The sequence below is a fragment of the Streptomyces sp. NWU339 genome, from assembly GCF_003143855.1.
GTDB lineage: Bacteria > Actinomycetota > Actinomycetes > Streptomycetales > Streptomycetaceae > Streptomyces.
In genome coordinates this window covers 129,172-143,505 of sequence record NZ_QFRK01000014.1, presented here as the reverse complement: position 1 = coordinate 143,505, position 14,334 = coordinate 129,172, and the positions used below count along the sequence as shown (strand labels likewise).

The 14,334-nt window shown below is 70.4% G+C and carries 16 protein-coding genes and 1 pseudogene; 12 read left to right on the top strand and 5 right to left on the bottom strand.

Annotated elements, in window-relative coordinates; translation table 11 throughout:
• The first annotated feature begins 421 nt into the window (after window positions 1–421).
• The 4 genes from DIZ27_RS19225 (at window position 422) to DIZ27_RS19210 (ending at window position 3,314) form a co-directional block, all read left to right on the top strand.
• A complete protein-coding gene (locus DIZ27_RS19225; protein ID WP_109379686.1) occupies window positions 422–841 on the top strand; it encodes a hypothetical protein in 420 nt (139 codons plus the stop codon).
• Between the two features lie 828 nt (window positions 842–1,669).
• Entirely contained in the window at window positions 1,670–2,101 is a 432-nt protein-coding gene (locus DIZ27_RS19220; RefSeq protein ID WP_109379659.1) for a hypothetical protein, read from the top strand.
• Between the two features lie 23 nt (window positions 2,102–2,124).
• Window positions 2,125–2,328: a helix-turn-helix transcriptional regulator gene (locus tag DIZ27_RS19215; protein WP_307824952.1), complete on the top strand. Its 204-nt coding sequence runs from the start codon at window positions 2,125–2,127 to the stop codon at window positions 2,326–2,328.
• Window positions 2,325–3,314, top strand: a complete 990-nt coding sequence (locus DIZ27_RS19210; protein WP_109379657.1) for an NAD(P)-dependent alcohol dehydrogenase — start codon at window positions 2,325–2,327, stop codon at window positions 3,312–3,314. The genes DIZ27_RS19215 and DIZ27_RS19210 overlap by 4 nt, the downstream gene beginning before the upstream one ends.
• A 228-nt stretch (window positions 3,315–3,542) precedes the next feature.
• Here the strand turns inward: DIZ27_RS19210 and DIZ27_RS19205 are convergent, their stop codons facing one another.
• Window positions 3,543–4,295: an SDR family oxidoreductase gene (locus DIZ27_RS19205; RefSeq protein WP_258308447.1), complete on the bottom strand. Its 753-nt coding sequence runs from the start codon at window positions 4,293–4,295 to the stop codon at window positions 3,543–3,545.
• Between the two features lie 85 nt (window positions 4,296–4,380).
• Here DIZ27_RS19205 and DIZ27_RS19200 point away from each other — a divergent pair, with 85 nt between their 5' ends.
• The gene (locus DIZ27_RS19200; RefSeq protein ID WP_109379656.1) at window positions 4,381–4,854 is read left to right on the top strand and encodes an Rrf2 family transcriptional regulator; all 474 of its coding nucleotides are present in this window, start codon (window positions 4,381–4,383) and stop codon (window positions 4,852–4,854) included.
• A gap of 52 nt (window positions 4,855–4,906) precedes the next feature.
• Here the strand turns inward: DIZ27_RS19200 and DIZ27_RS19195 are convergent, their stop codons facing one another.
• Window positions 4,907–5,389 (bottom strand): MarR family winged helix-turn-helix transcriptional regulator, encoded by a 483-nt coding sequence (locus tag DIZ27_RS19195; RefSeq protein ID WP_109379655.1) that lies wholly within the window; start codon window positions 5,387–5,389, stop codon window positions 4,907–4,909.
• A gap of 135 nt (window positions 5,390–5,524) precedes the next feature.
• Between DIZ27_RS19195 and DIZ27_RS19190 the strand changes: the two genes are divergently transcribed.
• The 6 genes and pseudogenes from DIZ27_RS19190 to DIZ27_RS48770 all read left to right on the top strand — a co-directional run.
• Complete coding sequence (locus DIZ27_RS19190; RefSeq protein WP_109379654.1) at window positions 5,525–6,490, top strand: aldo/keto reductase; 966 nt, start codon at window positions 5,525–5,527, stop codon at window positions 6,488–6,490.
• Window positions 6,491–6,558: 68 nt separating this feature from the next.
• Window positions 6,559–7,674, top strand: a complete 1,116-nt coding sequence (locus DIZ27_RS19185) for an SDR family oxidoreductase (protein ID WP_109379653.1) — start codon at window positions 6,559–6,561, stop codon at window positions 7,672–7,674.
• A gap of 150 nt (window positions 7,675–7,824) precedes the next feature.
• Window positions 7,825–8,157, top strand: a complete 333-nt coding sequence (locus DIZ27_RS19180) for an antibiotic biosynthesis monooxygenase (RefSeq protein WP_219933625.1) — start codon at window positions 7,825–7,827, stop codon at window positions 8,155–8,157.
• A 534-nt stretch (window positions 8,158–8,691) separates the two neighbouring features.
• On the top strand, window positions 8,692–9,042 hold the full coding sequence (locus DIZ27_RS19175; RefSeq protein WP_146228959.1) for a zinc-binding dehydrogenase: 351 nt from the start codon (window positions 8,692–8,694) through the stop codon (window positions 9,040–9,042).
• A gap of 48 nt (window positions 9,043–9,090) precedes the next feature.
• Window positions 9,091–9,435 (top strand): ATP-binding protein, encoded by a 345-nt coding sequence (locus DIZ27_RS19170; RefSeq protein WP_109379651.1) that lies wholly within the window; start codon window positions 9,091–9,093, stop codon window positions 9,433–9,435.
• Window positions 9,436–9,629: 194 nt separating this feature from the next.
• Window positions 9,630–9,753: pseudogene (locus tag DIZ27_RS48770) on the top strand (AAA family ATPase); the annotation flags it as partial.
• On the opposite strand, the gene DIZ27_RS19165 reads toward DIZ27_RS48770, so the two are convergent.
• Window positions 9,753–10,715 (bottom strand): DUF4232 domain-containing protein, encoded by a 963-nt coding sequence (locus DIZ27_RS19165; RefSeq protein ID WP_109379650.1) that lies wholly within the window; start codon window positions 10,713–10,715, stop codon window positions 9,753–9,755. The pseudogene DIZ27_RS48770 and the gene DIZ27_RS19165 sit on opposite strands and share 1 nt — an antisense overlap.
• A 200-nt stretch (window positions 10,716–10,915) precedes the next feature.
• On the bottom strand, window positions 10,916–11,833 hold the full coding sequence (locus DIZ27_RS19160) for a DUF6891 domain-containing protein (RefSeq protein WP_109379649.1): 918 nt from the start codon (window positions 11,831–11,833) through the stop codon (window positions 10,916–10,918).
• A 438-nt stretch (window positions 11,834–12,271) separates the two neighbouring features.
• On the opposite strand from DIZ27_RS19160, the gene DIZ27_RS19155 reads away from it, so the two are divergent.
• A complete protein-coding gene (locus DIZ27_RS19155; protein WP_109379648.1) occupies window positions 12,272–13,084 on the top strand; it encodes a M23 family metallopeptidase in 813 nt (270 codons plus the stop codon).
• Window positions 13,085–13,743: 659 nt separating this feature from the next.
• On the opposite strand, the gene DIZ27_RS19150 is transcribed toward DIZ27_RS19155, so the two are convergent.
• On the bottom strand, window positions 13,744–13,980 hold the full coding sequence (locus tag DIZ27_RS19150; RefSeq protein ID WP_109379647.1) for a hypothetical protein: 237 nt from the start codon (window positions 13,978–13,980) through the stop codon (window positions 13,744–13,746).
• Window positions 13,981–14,334 lie beyond the last annotated feature (354 nt).

Sequence of the window (14,334 nt, the reverse complement as noted above, 5' to 3'; positions counted from 1 at the left end):
GAAGGCCTTCCAGAGCCCTCCTCGGCCTCACATGATCAAAACGGACGACACCGAACTACGCCGAAGCCCTGTCCCGTGGTGTTGTCCGGACGTGCTGGCCGGCGAACTGGGAATCGGTCCTGCCGCGGGTGTGGCCACTGGCATGCGATGAGAGATCGCACGCGCGGACTGGAGAAGTGCAGCAGCGCCGAATCCGTGGCGGCCCGGGTGTCGTCCTGCTCCTGGTCCTCGCCGTCACCCTGGCCGCCAGCCCCGGCGCCGCTTTGTGTTCCCCTGCCTGCGCGGACCGCATCACCCCATTCTGGGCCGCCCCGAGCGACACAGAGATGCTGGAGTACGATTCCCGTTCGCTTGGCCGTACGGCTCTGGGGGACGGGTCTTGAGCGCCCAACTGAGAGAAACTGCAGTGCAGTTGGCGGCCATGCTCTGGCGCCGGCACACCGTGTACCGGGACCGGGCCGGGGGTGTGGTCATCCGCGGAGAGCATGTGCAGCGCTGGATCAGTCTGGCCCCCTCGGGCCGCAGGGACGAAATCCTGCTCCGGGCGGGCCGTATCCTCGACGGCGGCACCACCGCTCCGGCGCGTTCGGAGACTCTCGTACCGCTCGGTGCCGGCAGCGGCGAGCTCGCCACGGCCTGCCGCCGCCTGCTCGCCGCGACCGCCGCCGACGCCGCACCGCCCGCCCCGGCGGCTCCCGGCCGGACCCAGCGGCCCGGGAAGCCGCAACGGCCCGAGCGGAAAGGGAGACGGATGAGCCTGGTCTCCTGGATGGTCCTTGCCTGTGTGGTCGGCGTCGTCGCCCTGTACGCCTACAGCACCGCGAGGACCGGCACGCGCTGAGCAAAGCCCGCAGACCCACGGGATCAGCCGCCTCGCCCGGGAACACTCCGCCCACGAGACGCCCGGCCGCGATGTGTCGGGTTCGTTTCAGTGGAGTGGTCGGCAGTCGCCGTCGGCTGCTGCTGGCCGTCTTCCCGCTGGCCGCGGTGGGGGCTCAACGCCCCCGCCCCGCCCGACGAGAAGGCCGTCGGATACCAGGCGCCGACCGGAGCGCGGCAGGACATCGCCGCCTGGACCGAGGCGGCAGCCCTACAGGCCGAGTTGGAGCGGCTGCGCCACGAGCACGCTCTGGCGCTCGCTGCGATCTCTCGGTTTCGGGACAGTGGGGTGAGAGACAGCGGACCTGGGTGTGTTGTTGCTGGTCGGTGGTGGTTTAGGGACGTGGGGTTACTGTCCTGTACGTGAGAGATCCGCAGGGCATCGCTGTCGTGGGGGTGTTGTCCCGTGCGGGGTGACGCTGTCTTAAGTTTTGTGAATTCTGATCCACTGGCCGGTGGGTGGGTGGTGCGCTCGGGGTGTGGATCAGGAAGTGGAAGGCAGGGCATGAAGATCTACGGCGAGGTGCGGCCGGACGTGGCCGAGCGTCTGCCGCTGGGCGGCGGCGAGGGTGCCGCCGAGCGGCGCGAACCGGAGTAGCCAGGTCCTGCGGCTCTTCCGGTGAGGGCGGGCCGGTGCGACCTGTGCCGTCCGGCCGGCTGTGGACGTTCTGCGGCAGCACCGCGGCGAGGGCCATGGTGTCGCCGACCGATCATGTAAATAAACTTTGACACAATGTCCGGGGCGCTTTACATTGACGGATGTCAGCTTTGTTTTACATGAGGAGCGGGCATGGCCTTCGAGGAAAAGCGCGCCTGGGTGATGATCCTGGTCTCCCTGGCCGCGTACACGCTCTACGTGACGACCGTCCTGGGCCGGGCCGGCGACGGCGCGCTCGCCGACGTCGCCTACGCGGGAACCCTGCTGTGGACCGTCGGCGGCGCCATCGTCGCCACGATCGTGGCCCACATCGCGATGGCCGTCGTGGGCGGCCCCGGCGCCGACCGCACCGACGAGCGCGACCGTGAGATCAACCAGGTCAGTGAGCGCATCGGGCAGTCGATGGTCGTCGTCGGCGCGCTCGCCGCACTGATCCTGGCCCTCGCCGAGCTGCGCCACTTCTGGATCGCCAACGCCGTCTACCTGGCGTTCGTGCTGTCCGCGGTGCTCAGCTCGTTCGCCAAGATCGTGGCGTACCGCAAGGGCGGCTTCCAGACGTGGTGAAGCCGACGCGGGTCACCAACGCGATCCGGGCCCTGCGGTTCGCGCACGACCAGATGACYCAGGCCGAGCTGGCCGACCGGGTCGGCGTCACCCGCCAGACCATCATCGCGATCGAACAGGGTCGCTACTCCCCCTCGYTGGARATGGCGTTCCGCATCGCCCGGGTGTTCCGGGTCGGACTCGACGAGGTCTTCCAGTACCCCGACACCGAAGGAGACCCCTCATGAGGGCGATCGTCCAGGACGAGTACGGCCCGCCGCAYGTGCTGAGCCTCGGCGAGGTCCCGATCCCGACGCCCGGCGCCGGCCAGGTGCTGATCCGGGTGCACGCGGCCGGCGTCGACTACGGCGTGTGGCACCTCATGACCGGGCTGCCGCTCATCGGCCGCCTCGGCTTCGGCCTGCGCCGACCCCGCAACCGCGTGCCGGGCATGGACGTGGCCGGCGTCGTGGAGTCCGTCGGCGCCGACGTGACCGCGTTCCGCCCCGGCGACGAGGTGTACGGCGAGGCGACCGGCGCGTACGCGCAGTTCGCGCTCGCCCGCCCGGGCAAGCTCGCCCGCAAACCCGCCAACCTGAGCTTCACCGAAGCGGCGGCCACACCCGTGTCMGGRGTGACCGCGTTGCGGGCCGTCGGCCRGGTCACCGCCGGCGAGAAGGTGCTGGTCMTCGGCGCCGGCGGCGGAGTGGGCAGCTTCGCGACGCAGCTCGCGGTCGCCGGCGGCGCCCACGTCACCGCCGTGTGCAGCACGGCCAAGGCCGACCTCGTCCGGTCGCTGGGCGCCCGGGCCGTCATCGACTACACGCGCGAGCCGCTCACCGGTACGTACGATCTGATCATCGACATCGCGGGCCTCCGRCCGCTGGCCCTGCTGCGCGGGCTGCTCACCGAGCGCGGCCGGCTCGTCATCGTCGGCGGCGAGGGCGGCGGTCGGTGGTTCGGCGGGCTCGGCCGGCCGCTGGCCGCMCGGCTGATCACCCCGTTCACGCGCCAACGTCTGGACGCGCTGCTAGCGCTGACCCGCACCGCCGACCTGGACGCGCTGCGCGACCTCATCGAGGCCGGGGCCGTGCGACCGGCCGTCGGGCGCACGTACTCCCTTGCGGAGGCCTCGACCGCGGTGAGTGACCTGGCCGCGGGCAACGCGCCCGGAAAGCTCGTCATCACGGTTGATTCCGGGGCGCCGGGGTCAATGTCCCGCGGCGAGTCCTGACAGAGGTGCATCCGATGACGAGGAGCAGACTCACCTCAAGATGATCCGTCGCGCCCTGGCGAGGTCGGCGATCAGTCCGGCAGGGGCCTGATGCTCGTGCTTGATCGTCCAGACCTGCCTGACGCGTGGACCTGCCGCTCACTGGTCGGACTCTTCCTGCTGGCGGTCTCCTGCGGCACCTTGTCCGGTGCCGGCGAGCAGCAGCGCGGGGCGCTGCGGAAGGGGACGCTATCGCTGCTGTGCGAGCCACTCGTCGAAGGTGGTCGGCGCGATGCGGGCGCCCGCACGGGGCAGCAGCACGTCACCGGCCATCGCCGGGCCGAACAGCGCTGACCACGTCGGCACGAGCTTGACCGCACGGCCGCGCGCGTCGTTGGTGCGCCGGGCCATGTCCACCAGGTCCTGCGGCTCGGGACCGGCGACCTCCCGGTAACGCCCCTGCGGTGCGCCCGTGGCGATCTCGGCGAGGATGTCGGCCACGTCCGCGGGTGCGATCGGCTGGACGAGCAGGGGCGCGATGGTGGCGGTGCCTTCCCGCTCGGTCCAGCTCGTCACCATCGCGGCGAAGTCGTGGAACTGGGTGGCCGGGACGATCGTCCACGGCACCGGGCCCTCGGCCACGAGACGCTCCTGCTCGCGCTTGCCGGCGTAGTGCGCGTTGCCTTCGACGCGGTCGAGGGCGGCGATCGAGAGCAGCACGTGGTGGCGGACACCGGCCCGTTCCTCGGCGGCGAGCAGCGTCCGGGTGGCGGTGCCGAAGTACGTCACCGCTTCGTCCCGGTCGGTCGCCGTGCAGTTGGTGGCGTCCACGACGGCCTCGACGCCGGTCAGGGCGGCGTCGAGGCCGTCGCCCGTGGTCAGGTCCACGCCGAGTGAACGGCTGATGCGCACGACGTGGTGTCCGGCCTGTTCCAGGGCGGCGACGGTGAGGGCCCCGATGTTCCCGGTCGCTCCGGCCACGGCGATTCGCATGGTCCGCATGGTGATCTCTCCTCTGTCTCTCGCACTGCCGCCGGACGCTATCTCGGACTAAAGAGGTCCGCAATATCCGGGATAGGATTCGGCCATGAAGCTGCCTGTGAGCACGGAATGGCTGTTGCACTGCGCCACGTCGCTGGCGCAGCTCGAGGCAGGGACCACCGCGTCGGCGGCACAGCTCGCCCAGTACTTCGACCTGCCGGCGGCCTATCTCGCCAAGCAGCTGCAGGCGCTGGTCAAGGCCGGTGTGCTGGCCGCGACGACGGGCCCGCGCGGCGGGTTCCGGCTGGCCCGGCCCGCTTCCGAGATCACGCTCCTGCAGATCGTCGAGGCGGTCGACGGTGCGTCCGCGCCGTACGAGTGCCGCGAGATCCGCCAACAGGGGCGGGGGGCACTGCCCGCCGAGGAGTGCCTGAACCCCTGCATCCTCGCCCAGAAAATGGCCGAAGCCCACGAAGCCTGGCGGCACAGCCTCGCCGCGACCTCGCTCGCCGAGATCATCGCCGCACTGCCCCCGTCGGCCCCCTCCCGCACCCGCCTGCGCCTGACCGGGACGCCGTAGCGCGTCCGCCGCCCCGGGCAGCGCCTCGGAGGTCGCGCGGACGGGCTGCCGGTCAGGCCCGCGCGAACCCCGGCGGGTCGAGGGCCTCGACGATGCGGGCCGCCGCCTCGCCGAGGGCTCGCCGCTGCTCGGGCGTGAGGCTGTCGAACACGTAACGACGCACGGCGTCGACATGCTCGGGCGCCGCGGCGGCGACCTTGCACCACCCCTCGTCGGTCAGCCCGGCGAGGGTGTACCGGCCGTCGGTGGGGTCCGGGACGCGCCGCACCCAGCCGGCCTTCTCCAGGCGTGACACGACACGCGACAGGTGGGAGAGCGTCATGTTCGCGACGGTCGCGAGCTCGCTGAGCCGGAGCGTCCGGTCCGGCGCCATCGAGATCTGCGAGAGCGCGTGGTACTCGGGGAGACTCAGGGCGGAGTCCTGACGAAGCTGTGCGTCCAGCCGCACGGGCAACCACACCGTCATCGTCCAGACCGCGAGCCACGCCTCGGATTCCTCCGGCGCGAGCCAGCGCGCTTCCTTCTCGGACTCCATGACCGACACCCTAACAGTCACTTGACACGGAAAGTCATTGGTCCATACAGTCACTTTCCGAAGCAAGTGATAATTCCGTGACCTGAGGGCGGGGAATCCCTCGGGCACGACACGCACCACAGCAAGGGACCCCAAGTGGCAGTCAGCGGCCAGACCGACCTCGTCTCCGTTCCGCGCACCGATCTCACCACCGTTCCGCTCGTTCTCGGCGGCAACACCTTCGGCTGGACCTCCGGCCGTGAGGAGTCGTTCGCCGTGCTCGACGCCTACGCCCAGGCCGGCGGCACACTCGTCGACACGGCCGACGTCTACTCGGTCTGGGCAAAGGGCCACACCGGCGGCGAGTCCGAGACGATCCTGGGTGACTGGATGGCCGCACGCGGCAACCGCGACGACATCGTCGTCGCCACCAAGGTCGGCATGCTCCCGCCGTTCGACAAGCAGGACCGCGACACCGTCACCGAGGCGCTCGACGCCTCCCTGAAGCGCCTGCGCATCGACCACGTCGACCTCTTCTACTCCCACCAGGACGACGAGAACGTCGCGATCGAGGACCAGGCCGCGACCTACGACGCGCTCGTCCGCTCCGGCAAGGTCCGTCACATCGCGCTCTCCAACCACTCGCCCGAGCGCATGCTCCGCTGGTTCGAGCACGCGACCGCGGAGAACCTCGCCGTGCCGGTCGCGATCCAGCCGCAGTACAACCTCGTCTTCCGCAAGGACTACGAGCAGGGCTACCGTCCGCTCGCCGAGCGGTTCGACGCAGCCGTCTTCCCCTACTTCTCCCTGGCCGCGGGCTTCCTGACCGGCAAGTACCGTTCCCTCGCCGACCTCGAGGGCCGGGCCCGCCAGGACCAGGCCCACGGTTACGTCTCCGAACCCGGCCTGAAGGTCGTCGCCGAGGTCGTCCGCGTCTCCGAGGCGCACGCCGCCGAGCCGGCCACGGTCGCACTCGCGTGGCTGCTCGCGAAGGGCGTCACCGCGCCCATCGCCTCGGCCCGCACCGTCGAGCAGCTCCCGGCTCTCCTGGCCGCGCCGTCGCTGCGGCTCACCGAGGCCGACCTCGCCGCCCTCGACGCCGTGTCGCAGCCCTTCGCCTGAGCATCGCCGCCGGTCGCTCCGCGGCCGGTCCGGCCGCACCGAGCCCCCCACGAACGGAGATCCCGTCCATGAGCACGCCCCCCGCCCCCACCACGCCAGGACTCGGGCTGACCGACCTGCCCGTGAACGGCGGCACCGTCCTGGTCGCCGGAGACGGCGGCCTCATCGGCAGCCACGCCGCCCGCGAGTACACCCGACTGGGATGGACCGTCCACGGCGTGAGCCGCCGTGCCCTCGACGACGCGCCCTGGCAGCACCACAGCGTCGACCTGCTCGACGCCCAGAGCGCGACGACCGGCCTCGCCGGCCTCGGCGACGTCACGCACCTCGTCTTCGCCGCCTACATCGAGAAGCCGACCGACGCCGAACTCATCGAGGTCAACGACGCGCTCCTGCGCAACACCCTCGACGCGCTGCGAGCCGCCGGCGCGCCGCTCCGACACGTCACGCTCTACCAGGGCGGCAAGGCGTACGGCCATCACCTCGGGTATTTCACGACACCGGCGAAGGAGAGCGACCCGCGGCTCGTCGCCCCGCACTTCTACTCCACCCAGGAGGACCTCCTGCGGCAGGCCGCCGCCGAACGGGGTTTCGCGTTCACCGCGCTGCGTCCCGAGGGGGTGACCGGCTATGCGACCGGAAACCCGATGAACCTCCTGCTCGTCATCGGGGTCTACGCCGCGATCTGCAAGGAACTCGGCCTGCCCATGCGGTTCCCCGGCACCCGCGCCGCCTACGACGTGCTGTACCAGACCACCGACGCCGAACTGCTCGCCCGGGCGACCGTGTGGGCGGGCTCAGCCGGGGCCGCCGCCGATCAGGTCTTCAACGTGACCAACGGCGACCAGTTCCGCTGGTCCGGCCTCTGGCCGCGGTTCGCCGAGCACTTCGGCATGGCTTACGCCCCGCCCCAGCAGATGTCGCTCACCGAGGCGATGCCGACCCGGTCGGACGTGTGGCAGCGACTCGTCGACCGTCACGGCCTGGTCCCCACGCCGTACGAGAGGCTCGTCGCCTGGCCGGTCGGGGACTTCCTGTTCCACCACGAGGCGGACAACATCACCTCCACCGTGAAGATCCGTCAGGCGGGGTTCGCGGACGCGCTCGACACCGAGACGCGGCTGCTGCAGTTGTTCGACCGCCTGGTGGAGCAGAAGGTGCTGCCGCCGTTCCGCGACCGCTGAACCGCGTACACCGGCGTGGTTCACCTCTACAGTGCCACCGCGAACGCCTGGAGCACGGGTCAGTAACCGGACAGCGGGGGTTGTGATTTCAGGTGGGTGCGCGAGATCGTTCGAGGCGATACTGCCGGTGTCGTCCGTTGGAGGGCCTCCGTGACCTATCCTGTGCCCGCGTCGCTGCCCGCCCCGCCCTACTACGCCGTGGTGTTCACCGCCGTGCGGACCGCCGGCGACAACGGCTACGGGGAGACAGCCGAGCGGTTGCTGGAACTGGCCGCCGACCAGCCGGGATTCCTCGGGGTCGATTCCGCTCGCGGTGCGGACGGCCTGGGGATCACGGTGTCGTACTGGAGGGACGAGGAGTCGATCGCCGCCTGGCGGGATCACGCGGAGCACGCCCCGGCCCGGGCGCACGGACGAGAGCACTGGTACTCCTCGTTCACGCTCCACGTGGCCAAGGTCGAGCGCGCCTACGGGTTCAGCTGAGCCCACGGGCCGCCGGCCCCGCACGGCGTGCTCGGCGAGCCGGTCGAAGGCTCGTGCGCACAGCTCCACCCGGCTGTCTGAGCGGCGAACGGGATGGGGGGTCTCTCGGGCGGGCGTATGGCTTGTTTGCGAGCAGACACCGAGGAGTCAGAGGCCGTAGGCTGGCGGAAAACGGATGTCTAGTCGCCGAAGGGGGCGATAACCCCATTACTTCATGGTCGAATTGGTCCCGGCTGCGCTCGGGATGCTCTCGCTCATCTGTTGCATGACTTACGTCGGTGTTGCCGCAGCCATCGCGCTTGTGGCCACCTTTTCGAAGCGGTCGAGCCGTCGCCGGGAAGCTCGCGAAACCCTCCGGATCTTGGTTCGCATGCAGGGAAACGTGTCGCCCCAGGAACAATCTGCCTGTTCACGGTAACCACTCAGGTCCTTGGTCACGGGTGAGCAGGTGAGGGCCAGGGGTATCCGGCGAAGAGGTCGCCCTGCACCGCCGCCTGTCCCCTGGTGCAGGAACGACTTCGGATCCCGCAGGGCGTGCCACAGTCCCGCAGCGAGCGGTACGACCGTCATGGCGAAGAGGACCCAGAACACGAACTCGGCCCCGGGCGCGAGGTTGTGGACGCCGTCAAGCACGGCGGCCGGATCGTGCAGATCGGACTGGCCCGCGAGGAAGCGACCATCTCCATGCAGCAGGTCACCCTCAAGGAGATCACCATCGTCGGCGCCTCGAACGGCGAGAAGTCCGAGGCCGAGGAAGTGCTCAAGCTCATGGCCAGTGGCAACATCACCTCGAAGATCGTGCCCATTACGTTCGAGCAGATCCCGGAGTACGTCGACAAGCTCGCCAAGGGCGAGGTCGCCGGACGGGCTGTGGCGATTCTCTGAGCTGAGAGAAGCGCCGACCGGCGCAAGCCGCCCTGTGCCTCCGCTCAGGTGCACGATGTCGGGCACCGCCTGGACTCCTGGCGCCACCCCTACGCCAGCGACGTCAACGAGACAACGGCCCTCGTCACCACCGCGCTGTGCGCCGACGCCGTACGCCCCGGGCGGGTCCCCGGCCGGGACTTCCACATCCGGCCGGCCGCCGGGGCGGACGGTGGGCGGCTGCGCGTGGAGGCCTCCGACACCCGAGTGGAACGCCGGCCCGCCGTCACCGCCCCTTGCCCGGCCCCCTCCAGCGCCACCAGCCACCTCGAGGTGGTCCACGCTGCGTCCGGACCGCTCCCGGTCCACGGCCCATCGCTCCGACTCGGCCCGCTTCCGAAGCCATCGCAGTAGTCCCTTCCCCCACCAGGACCGGGGCGACGTGCCTCGGCAAGCCGTCGGCGTCGCGCTCGCCCCCTGGGAGGTCTGCTGGGTGAAGCCCAGTGACACCCCGGAGGTCGCCGGATACCCGGGCTGCGGCGTGTCGGCTGCCCAGCCCCGCTGGTCGGCACGCCGGAAGAGGTCGTCGACGGGGTGGTGAACACCGCGCCACCCACTCGCCCACGCTTGTGGACCGGCTGCGTCCCGAGGAGTTCGTCGTGTGCGACCGCAACGAGGACGGCGCGTGGATCACCCTGGCCCCCCACGGTCGACGAGGTGAGGGGCATCGTCTACTGTTCCGCCTTTTCCCAGGGTCTGACCCCGAGCTTTCCGGTGGTTCCGAGGTCGAGGTGCGGGGTCACCGTCACCGGGTCCGCGCCCTCCTTCGCCCGGACCCGCACGTGGGGCACGTTCACCGGCGTACCGAACTCGGTGGTGTTGCGCCAGACCAGGCCGGCGGTCGCCGACTCGCCGGGCTCGAGCGTGACGGGCCGGGGCTGTTCGTCGGGCCCGGCGCCGGTGGTGATGTCGCCGCTGCCGTCGAGGATCTCGACGCCGTCGACGGGCTCGAGGCCCTCGTCCAGGAGTTCCAGCAGCGGGTAGCCCTCGACGGTGTAGGCGCGCGTGCCGCAGTTGTCGAGGTGCAGGCCCACGACGCGCAGCCCCATGGCCGCGTTGCCCTCGTCGATGCTGATCCGGATCCCGGAGGCGGGGCAGGAGCCCGGTTCGGCCGGCGCTTCGCCCGCGGGGACCTTGGTCACTTCGAGCACCTCGGCCTGCGTCACCCGCGGCGCGGTGGGCGGCAGTTCCCCGGCCCGGACCGTGCCCCGCACGGTCTGTCCGGGGCCGACGTCGCGCACGGTCTCAGTCTGGTTGGTCACGGCCCCGCCGTCACCGCTCGTGAAGGTGAAGACGATCGAGTAGGTCAGGGTCTCGGCGCCTTCGTTGGTGACCTCATAGGCGGCGGAGACCCCCGAGTCAGAGCCCGTGGTGAGCCTGTCGGCGGAGACGGAGTGGCTGCGGGTGGGTGAGGGGGAGGCCGACGGGAGGGTCAGCGAGGTGATCCGTACGCCGTCCTTGCCCGGATCGTCGATCCGCGTGCCCTCCTGCGACGCGGCCGTGCCGGCGCCGGTGCTCCCGGCACCCGCACGCTCCGTCCCACAGCCCGTGAGCAGCAGAGCGGTCGCGGTGAGAGCCGACAGTAAGGGGGTGGTCGCGGCGAGAGCCGGGCGGAGGTCAGCGAATCTGCGCATCCTGTCATCTCATCAGAGTGCGACCCCCGCACATGTGATGGAGGCAACAGTTCCGGTCACAGGGCTGTCATAGGCGGGGGCGGGAGACGGCGGGGAGATACAGCCCCTGAAGCGGCCACTCGCCGTTCGTCGATTCCCCAGGTCCATGCTCGGCCCGACGAGCGGCCGGAGCAGCAGCCGCAAGAGCGGCCGGACAGGTCCTAGCCGATCAGGCGGCGGCGCCAGTCCAGGGGGGTGACGGTGATGGCCCGGCCGGGGTCATGGTCCCACTCGGCGTGGAGGCCGACTGCTTCGAGGGCAGCCACGACCTCGTGGCCGATGACCGCAGTGGTCTCGGACGAGCCGTCGAAGCCGCCGTACAGGAGCATCAGTCCGCGGCCGGCCGCGGCAGACTCCGTGCACTGGGTGTGGAAGTAGACGAAGCCGCGGGCGTCGGGCCCGCCTTCGCCGCCGATCTCGGACTGGCCGCAGCCACGGCAACAGGTGAAGTTCTCGCGGGCGGTGATACCGGCCTCCTGCAGGGTGGTGAACGCGCGGGTGAGCCGCTCAGGGTCGGTCTCGCCCTGCCATGTGGCCTGCTCCGCGACCCGTTCCAGCCACATCCGGTCGGACAGCGCCTGTGCCTGCTCGCGCGAGACGGGCCGACGGTCTTCGGTGGCCAGGTACTCCTCAGCAAGCTCGGCCAGTTCGGCGCGGGAGGCGTAGCCGCCGACCAGCACCTCGCGGACGCGCTTCTCCAACTCCGCGCGCTCGTCTTCGTCGAGGTCGAGCGGCGGCACCTCGGGGACGGGGCCCATGTCCAGCAGCGACCAAGCCAGACCACCCTCCCATCCGGTCTCCTGGCGGGCCCAGCCGGTAAGCGCCGCAATCACCACCTCGGGCCCGCCGGCCATCGCCTGGAAGTGCCGGTCGGCGACACCGTCGCGGTGCTCCAGTGTGTAGTCACCACCGGCCTCGTGCCAGACCTGGGCGAAGACATCCGGAAGGTCGGGTATGCGCTGGATCACCAGGAAGCGGTCACCGTCACCACCGATTCGCCGGACCAGCCCCTCCAGCTCCTCGGCGGACACGCGGACGTGCCGCTCCCGGTTCTCTGTCTTCACCACGACCTCGAGCATGCGCAGACTCTGACACACCCCTCTGACCGCAGACCTCCCAAGACCCGCGACGCAACTGCTGCTGCGACAGCTCGACCAGCCCTGATCCTGGGTGGTCATCGGCCGAGGTTTGACGACAGCTGGGGACTCGCATGCATCTGGGAGGCCCAGGCTCGGGGTCTGCGGATACGCGTCGCGCAGGGTGCGTACGGCCTGGTGCAGGGCCTCGGCCGTGCGGGTGACGTCGGCCCCGATCACGTCGTCGATGTGCCACAGCGAGCCGACCGCATGGGGGGGAGCCCGCCGCCTGGAAAGCGCTGACGATGCGGACGGCCTCGTCGGCGTGCTCTAGGGACTTCCCTAAGGGGACTGTTGCGCACACGTCAAGCTTCGGCATTCTGGGCCCGTCCGCGCATGAGGAGACTGATCCTCCACACACTTCGTAGTTCGGAGACAGCATTGCGATCGATACGCATTGCCCTGCTGGGCCTCGTGGCCCTCGTGGGCGGCCTGCTCGCGGCGACGCCCGCGCAGGCGGCGCCCCTCTTCAAAGCCCCCTTCGCCTGTGGCCAGAAATGGACGTACAGCCACCACTCGGCCGAGGTCCGGGAGGCGCTGGACTTCGTCCGCAGCGACGGCGGCACCACCAACGGCTCGCCCGTGCTCGCCTCGGCCTCCGGAACCGCCACCCGGCACTACCAGGCGAACGGCGCCGGCAACTACATCAAGATCGACCACGGCGGCGGCTGGCAGACCTACTACTTCCACCTGAGCGCCTTCTCCGTCGCCAGCGGCGCGTATGTCGGCCAGGGACAGCAGATCGGCACCACCGGCAACACCGGCAACAGCTTCGGCGCGCACATCCACTACGAGCAGCTCTACAACGGCGTCGGCCAGAAGATCAAGATCAACGGAACCTCGCTCGCCTACCCCGGCTCGTACGGCAGCCACCACCTGACCAGCGACAACGGCTGCGGTACCGGCAAGTACTGGGTCGACACCTTCACCAACGCCACGGGCTACGCTCAGCCGAACACCAACGACGCGCAGGGCGTGCTGAACGCGGGTACCAACTACGTGTACTGCAAGGTGTGGGGCCAGGAGATCCGCGGCGCGAACGGCACCTACAACCACTGGTGGCTGAAGACGGACCTCGACACCACCTACGCCGGCAAGAACGGGCGCGGGGCGTACGTCTCGGCGTACTACCTGTCACGTTGGGGCAACGACGAAGCACGTGACAACAACGGCACCGTGATCCCGAACTGCTGACGCCCCATCACCGAATGCACCGGGCCCGGCCGCTCCCCTCGCGAGCGCCCGGGCCCGGTGCGCCGGGGGCGGCCCTCGTCGCCGCCCTCCTCGTCGTCTTCGCACGGCGGGATGCGCCGGCCCCGGCTCTCAGCGATGTCGAGTGCGCCGCCCTGGGCGAGGGCAGCGGCGAGGAGGATGACGGGCATGATCGACCTCATGGAGAGGGCTCGACTGGGGTCACTGTGACCCCGGGCCTGAGCCCTCGACTTGGGAAGCCGTGTCCATCCGGGGCCTTTCCGCGCGCTGAGCTGCGCTTGCGGAAATGGTCCCTGCGGGCGCTGTAAGGGATCTGAAGGTGGCGTCGCGGGTCGGGGTCGGTGGTGCCGCTCGGCGGCCTCGACGTGGGCGGTGCCGGGACACGCGTCCACACCCCGGGGAGGACACACCGCCCGAAAACCGTGAGCACTTTGGCCACCACTGTCCTGAGGCCGCTCATTTGAGCGCTTAAGTGACACATGCCCGCCGACTGCTCACGGTTTTCCGCACGGCACCCGTCTCCGGCCCCGCAGCGCAGGGACCGCAGAGATCCCCCACACCACCCGGCGGGACACCATCCGACGCTGCGACCGGAACCGTACACATCGAGGTGAGCGACACCCGGGGTGGACCTCGGCCCGTCACTGCCGTACGACGGAGAAGGTGGAACAGCCGAAGGAGTTGACGACTTCTCCTTCGTTGGCGGCGGGGTTCTCCTGCGGCACGTCCGCCTCGAGGTCGACCATGAGGTAGTCGTCGGGCTGATCGATCCGGCGGTCCCCGCGCAGGACCGTTCGGCCTTCCCCGCACGTCCCGATCACGGCGAAGGAGCCGGTGGGGACATCGGGGTTGTCCGGATGCGCGGAGAACCCGAACACCGCCGCCGGACGAGGTGATGTCCAGCCCGAGCCGGGTCTTGCCCTGGTTGCGGAGGTAGCCGCCCCGTCAGGTGCCCACCACCGGCGGCTCCTTGGGGACGGGCGCCTCGGCGGACCGGGCCGACCCGGCCTGAGACGGCGTCGGTTCGGTCGGTGGCTGAGCCGACCCGGCCGCGGCCGACGGTTCACTCGCGGAAAACGGCGTGTCCCGGTCGCGGTCGCCGCGGCCCCCGCAATGATCACGGCCCTCCTGGGTCCCCGTGTGCCTCCGCTGCGGGGTTCGGCGTAGCCGTACGGGTGCGGCACCGTGTGCGGCGTCGGCGGGCCCCCGCAGGCGGGTCCCGGAGGCATGAC

Bases quoted from the DNA above. Each gene is read 5' to 3' on its own strand.
- DIZ27_RS19165 (WP_109379650.1), bottom strand. From the start codon at position 10,715: ATGCGCAGATTCGCTGACCTCCGCCCGGCTCTCGCCGCGACCACCCCC.
- DIZ27_RS19225 (WP_109379686.1), top strand. From the start codon at position 422: ATGCTCTGGCGCCGGCACACCGTGTACCGGGACCGGGCCGGGGGTGTG.
- DIZ27_RS19205 (WP_258308447.1), bottom strand. From the start codon at position 4,295: ATGCGGACCATGCGAATCGCCGTGGCCGGAGCGACCGGGAACATCGGG.
- DIZ27_RS19160 (WP_109379649.1), bottom strand. From the start codon at position 11,833: ATGCTCGAGGTCGTGGTGAAGACAGAGAACCGGGAGCGGCACGTCCGC.
- DIZ27_RS19200 (WP_109379656.1), top strand. From the start codon at position 4,381: ATGAAGCTGCCTGTGAGCACGGAATGGCTGTTGCACTGCGCCACGTCG.
- DIZ27_RS19220 (WP_109379659.1), top strand. From the start codon at position 1,670: ATGGCCTTCGAGGAAAAGCGCGCCTGGGTGATGATCCTGGTCTCCCTG.
- DIZ27_RS19185 (WP_109379653.1), top strand. From the start codon at position 6,559: ATGAGCACGCCCCCCGCCCCCACCACGCCAGGACTCGGGCTGACCGAC.
- DIZ27_RS19195 (WP_109379655.1), bottom strand. From the start codon at position 5,389: ATGGAGTCCGAGAAGGAAGCGCGCTGGCTCGCGCCGGAGGAATCCGAG.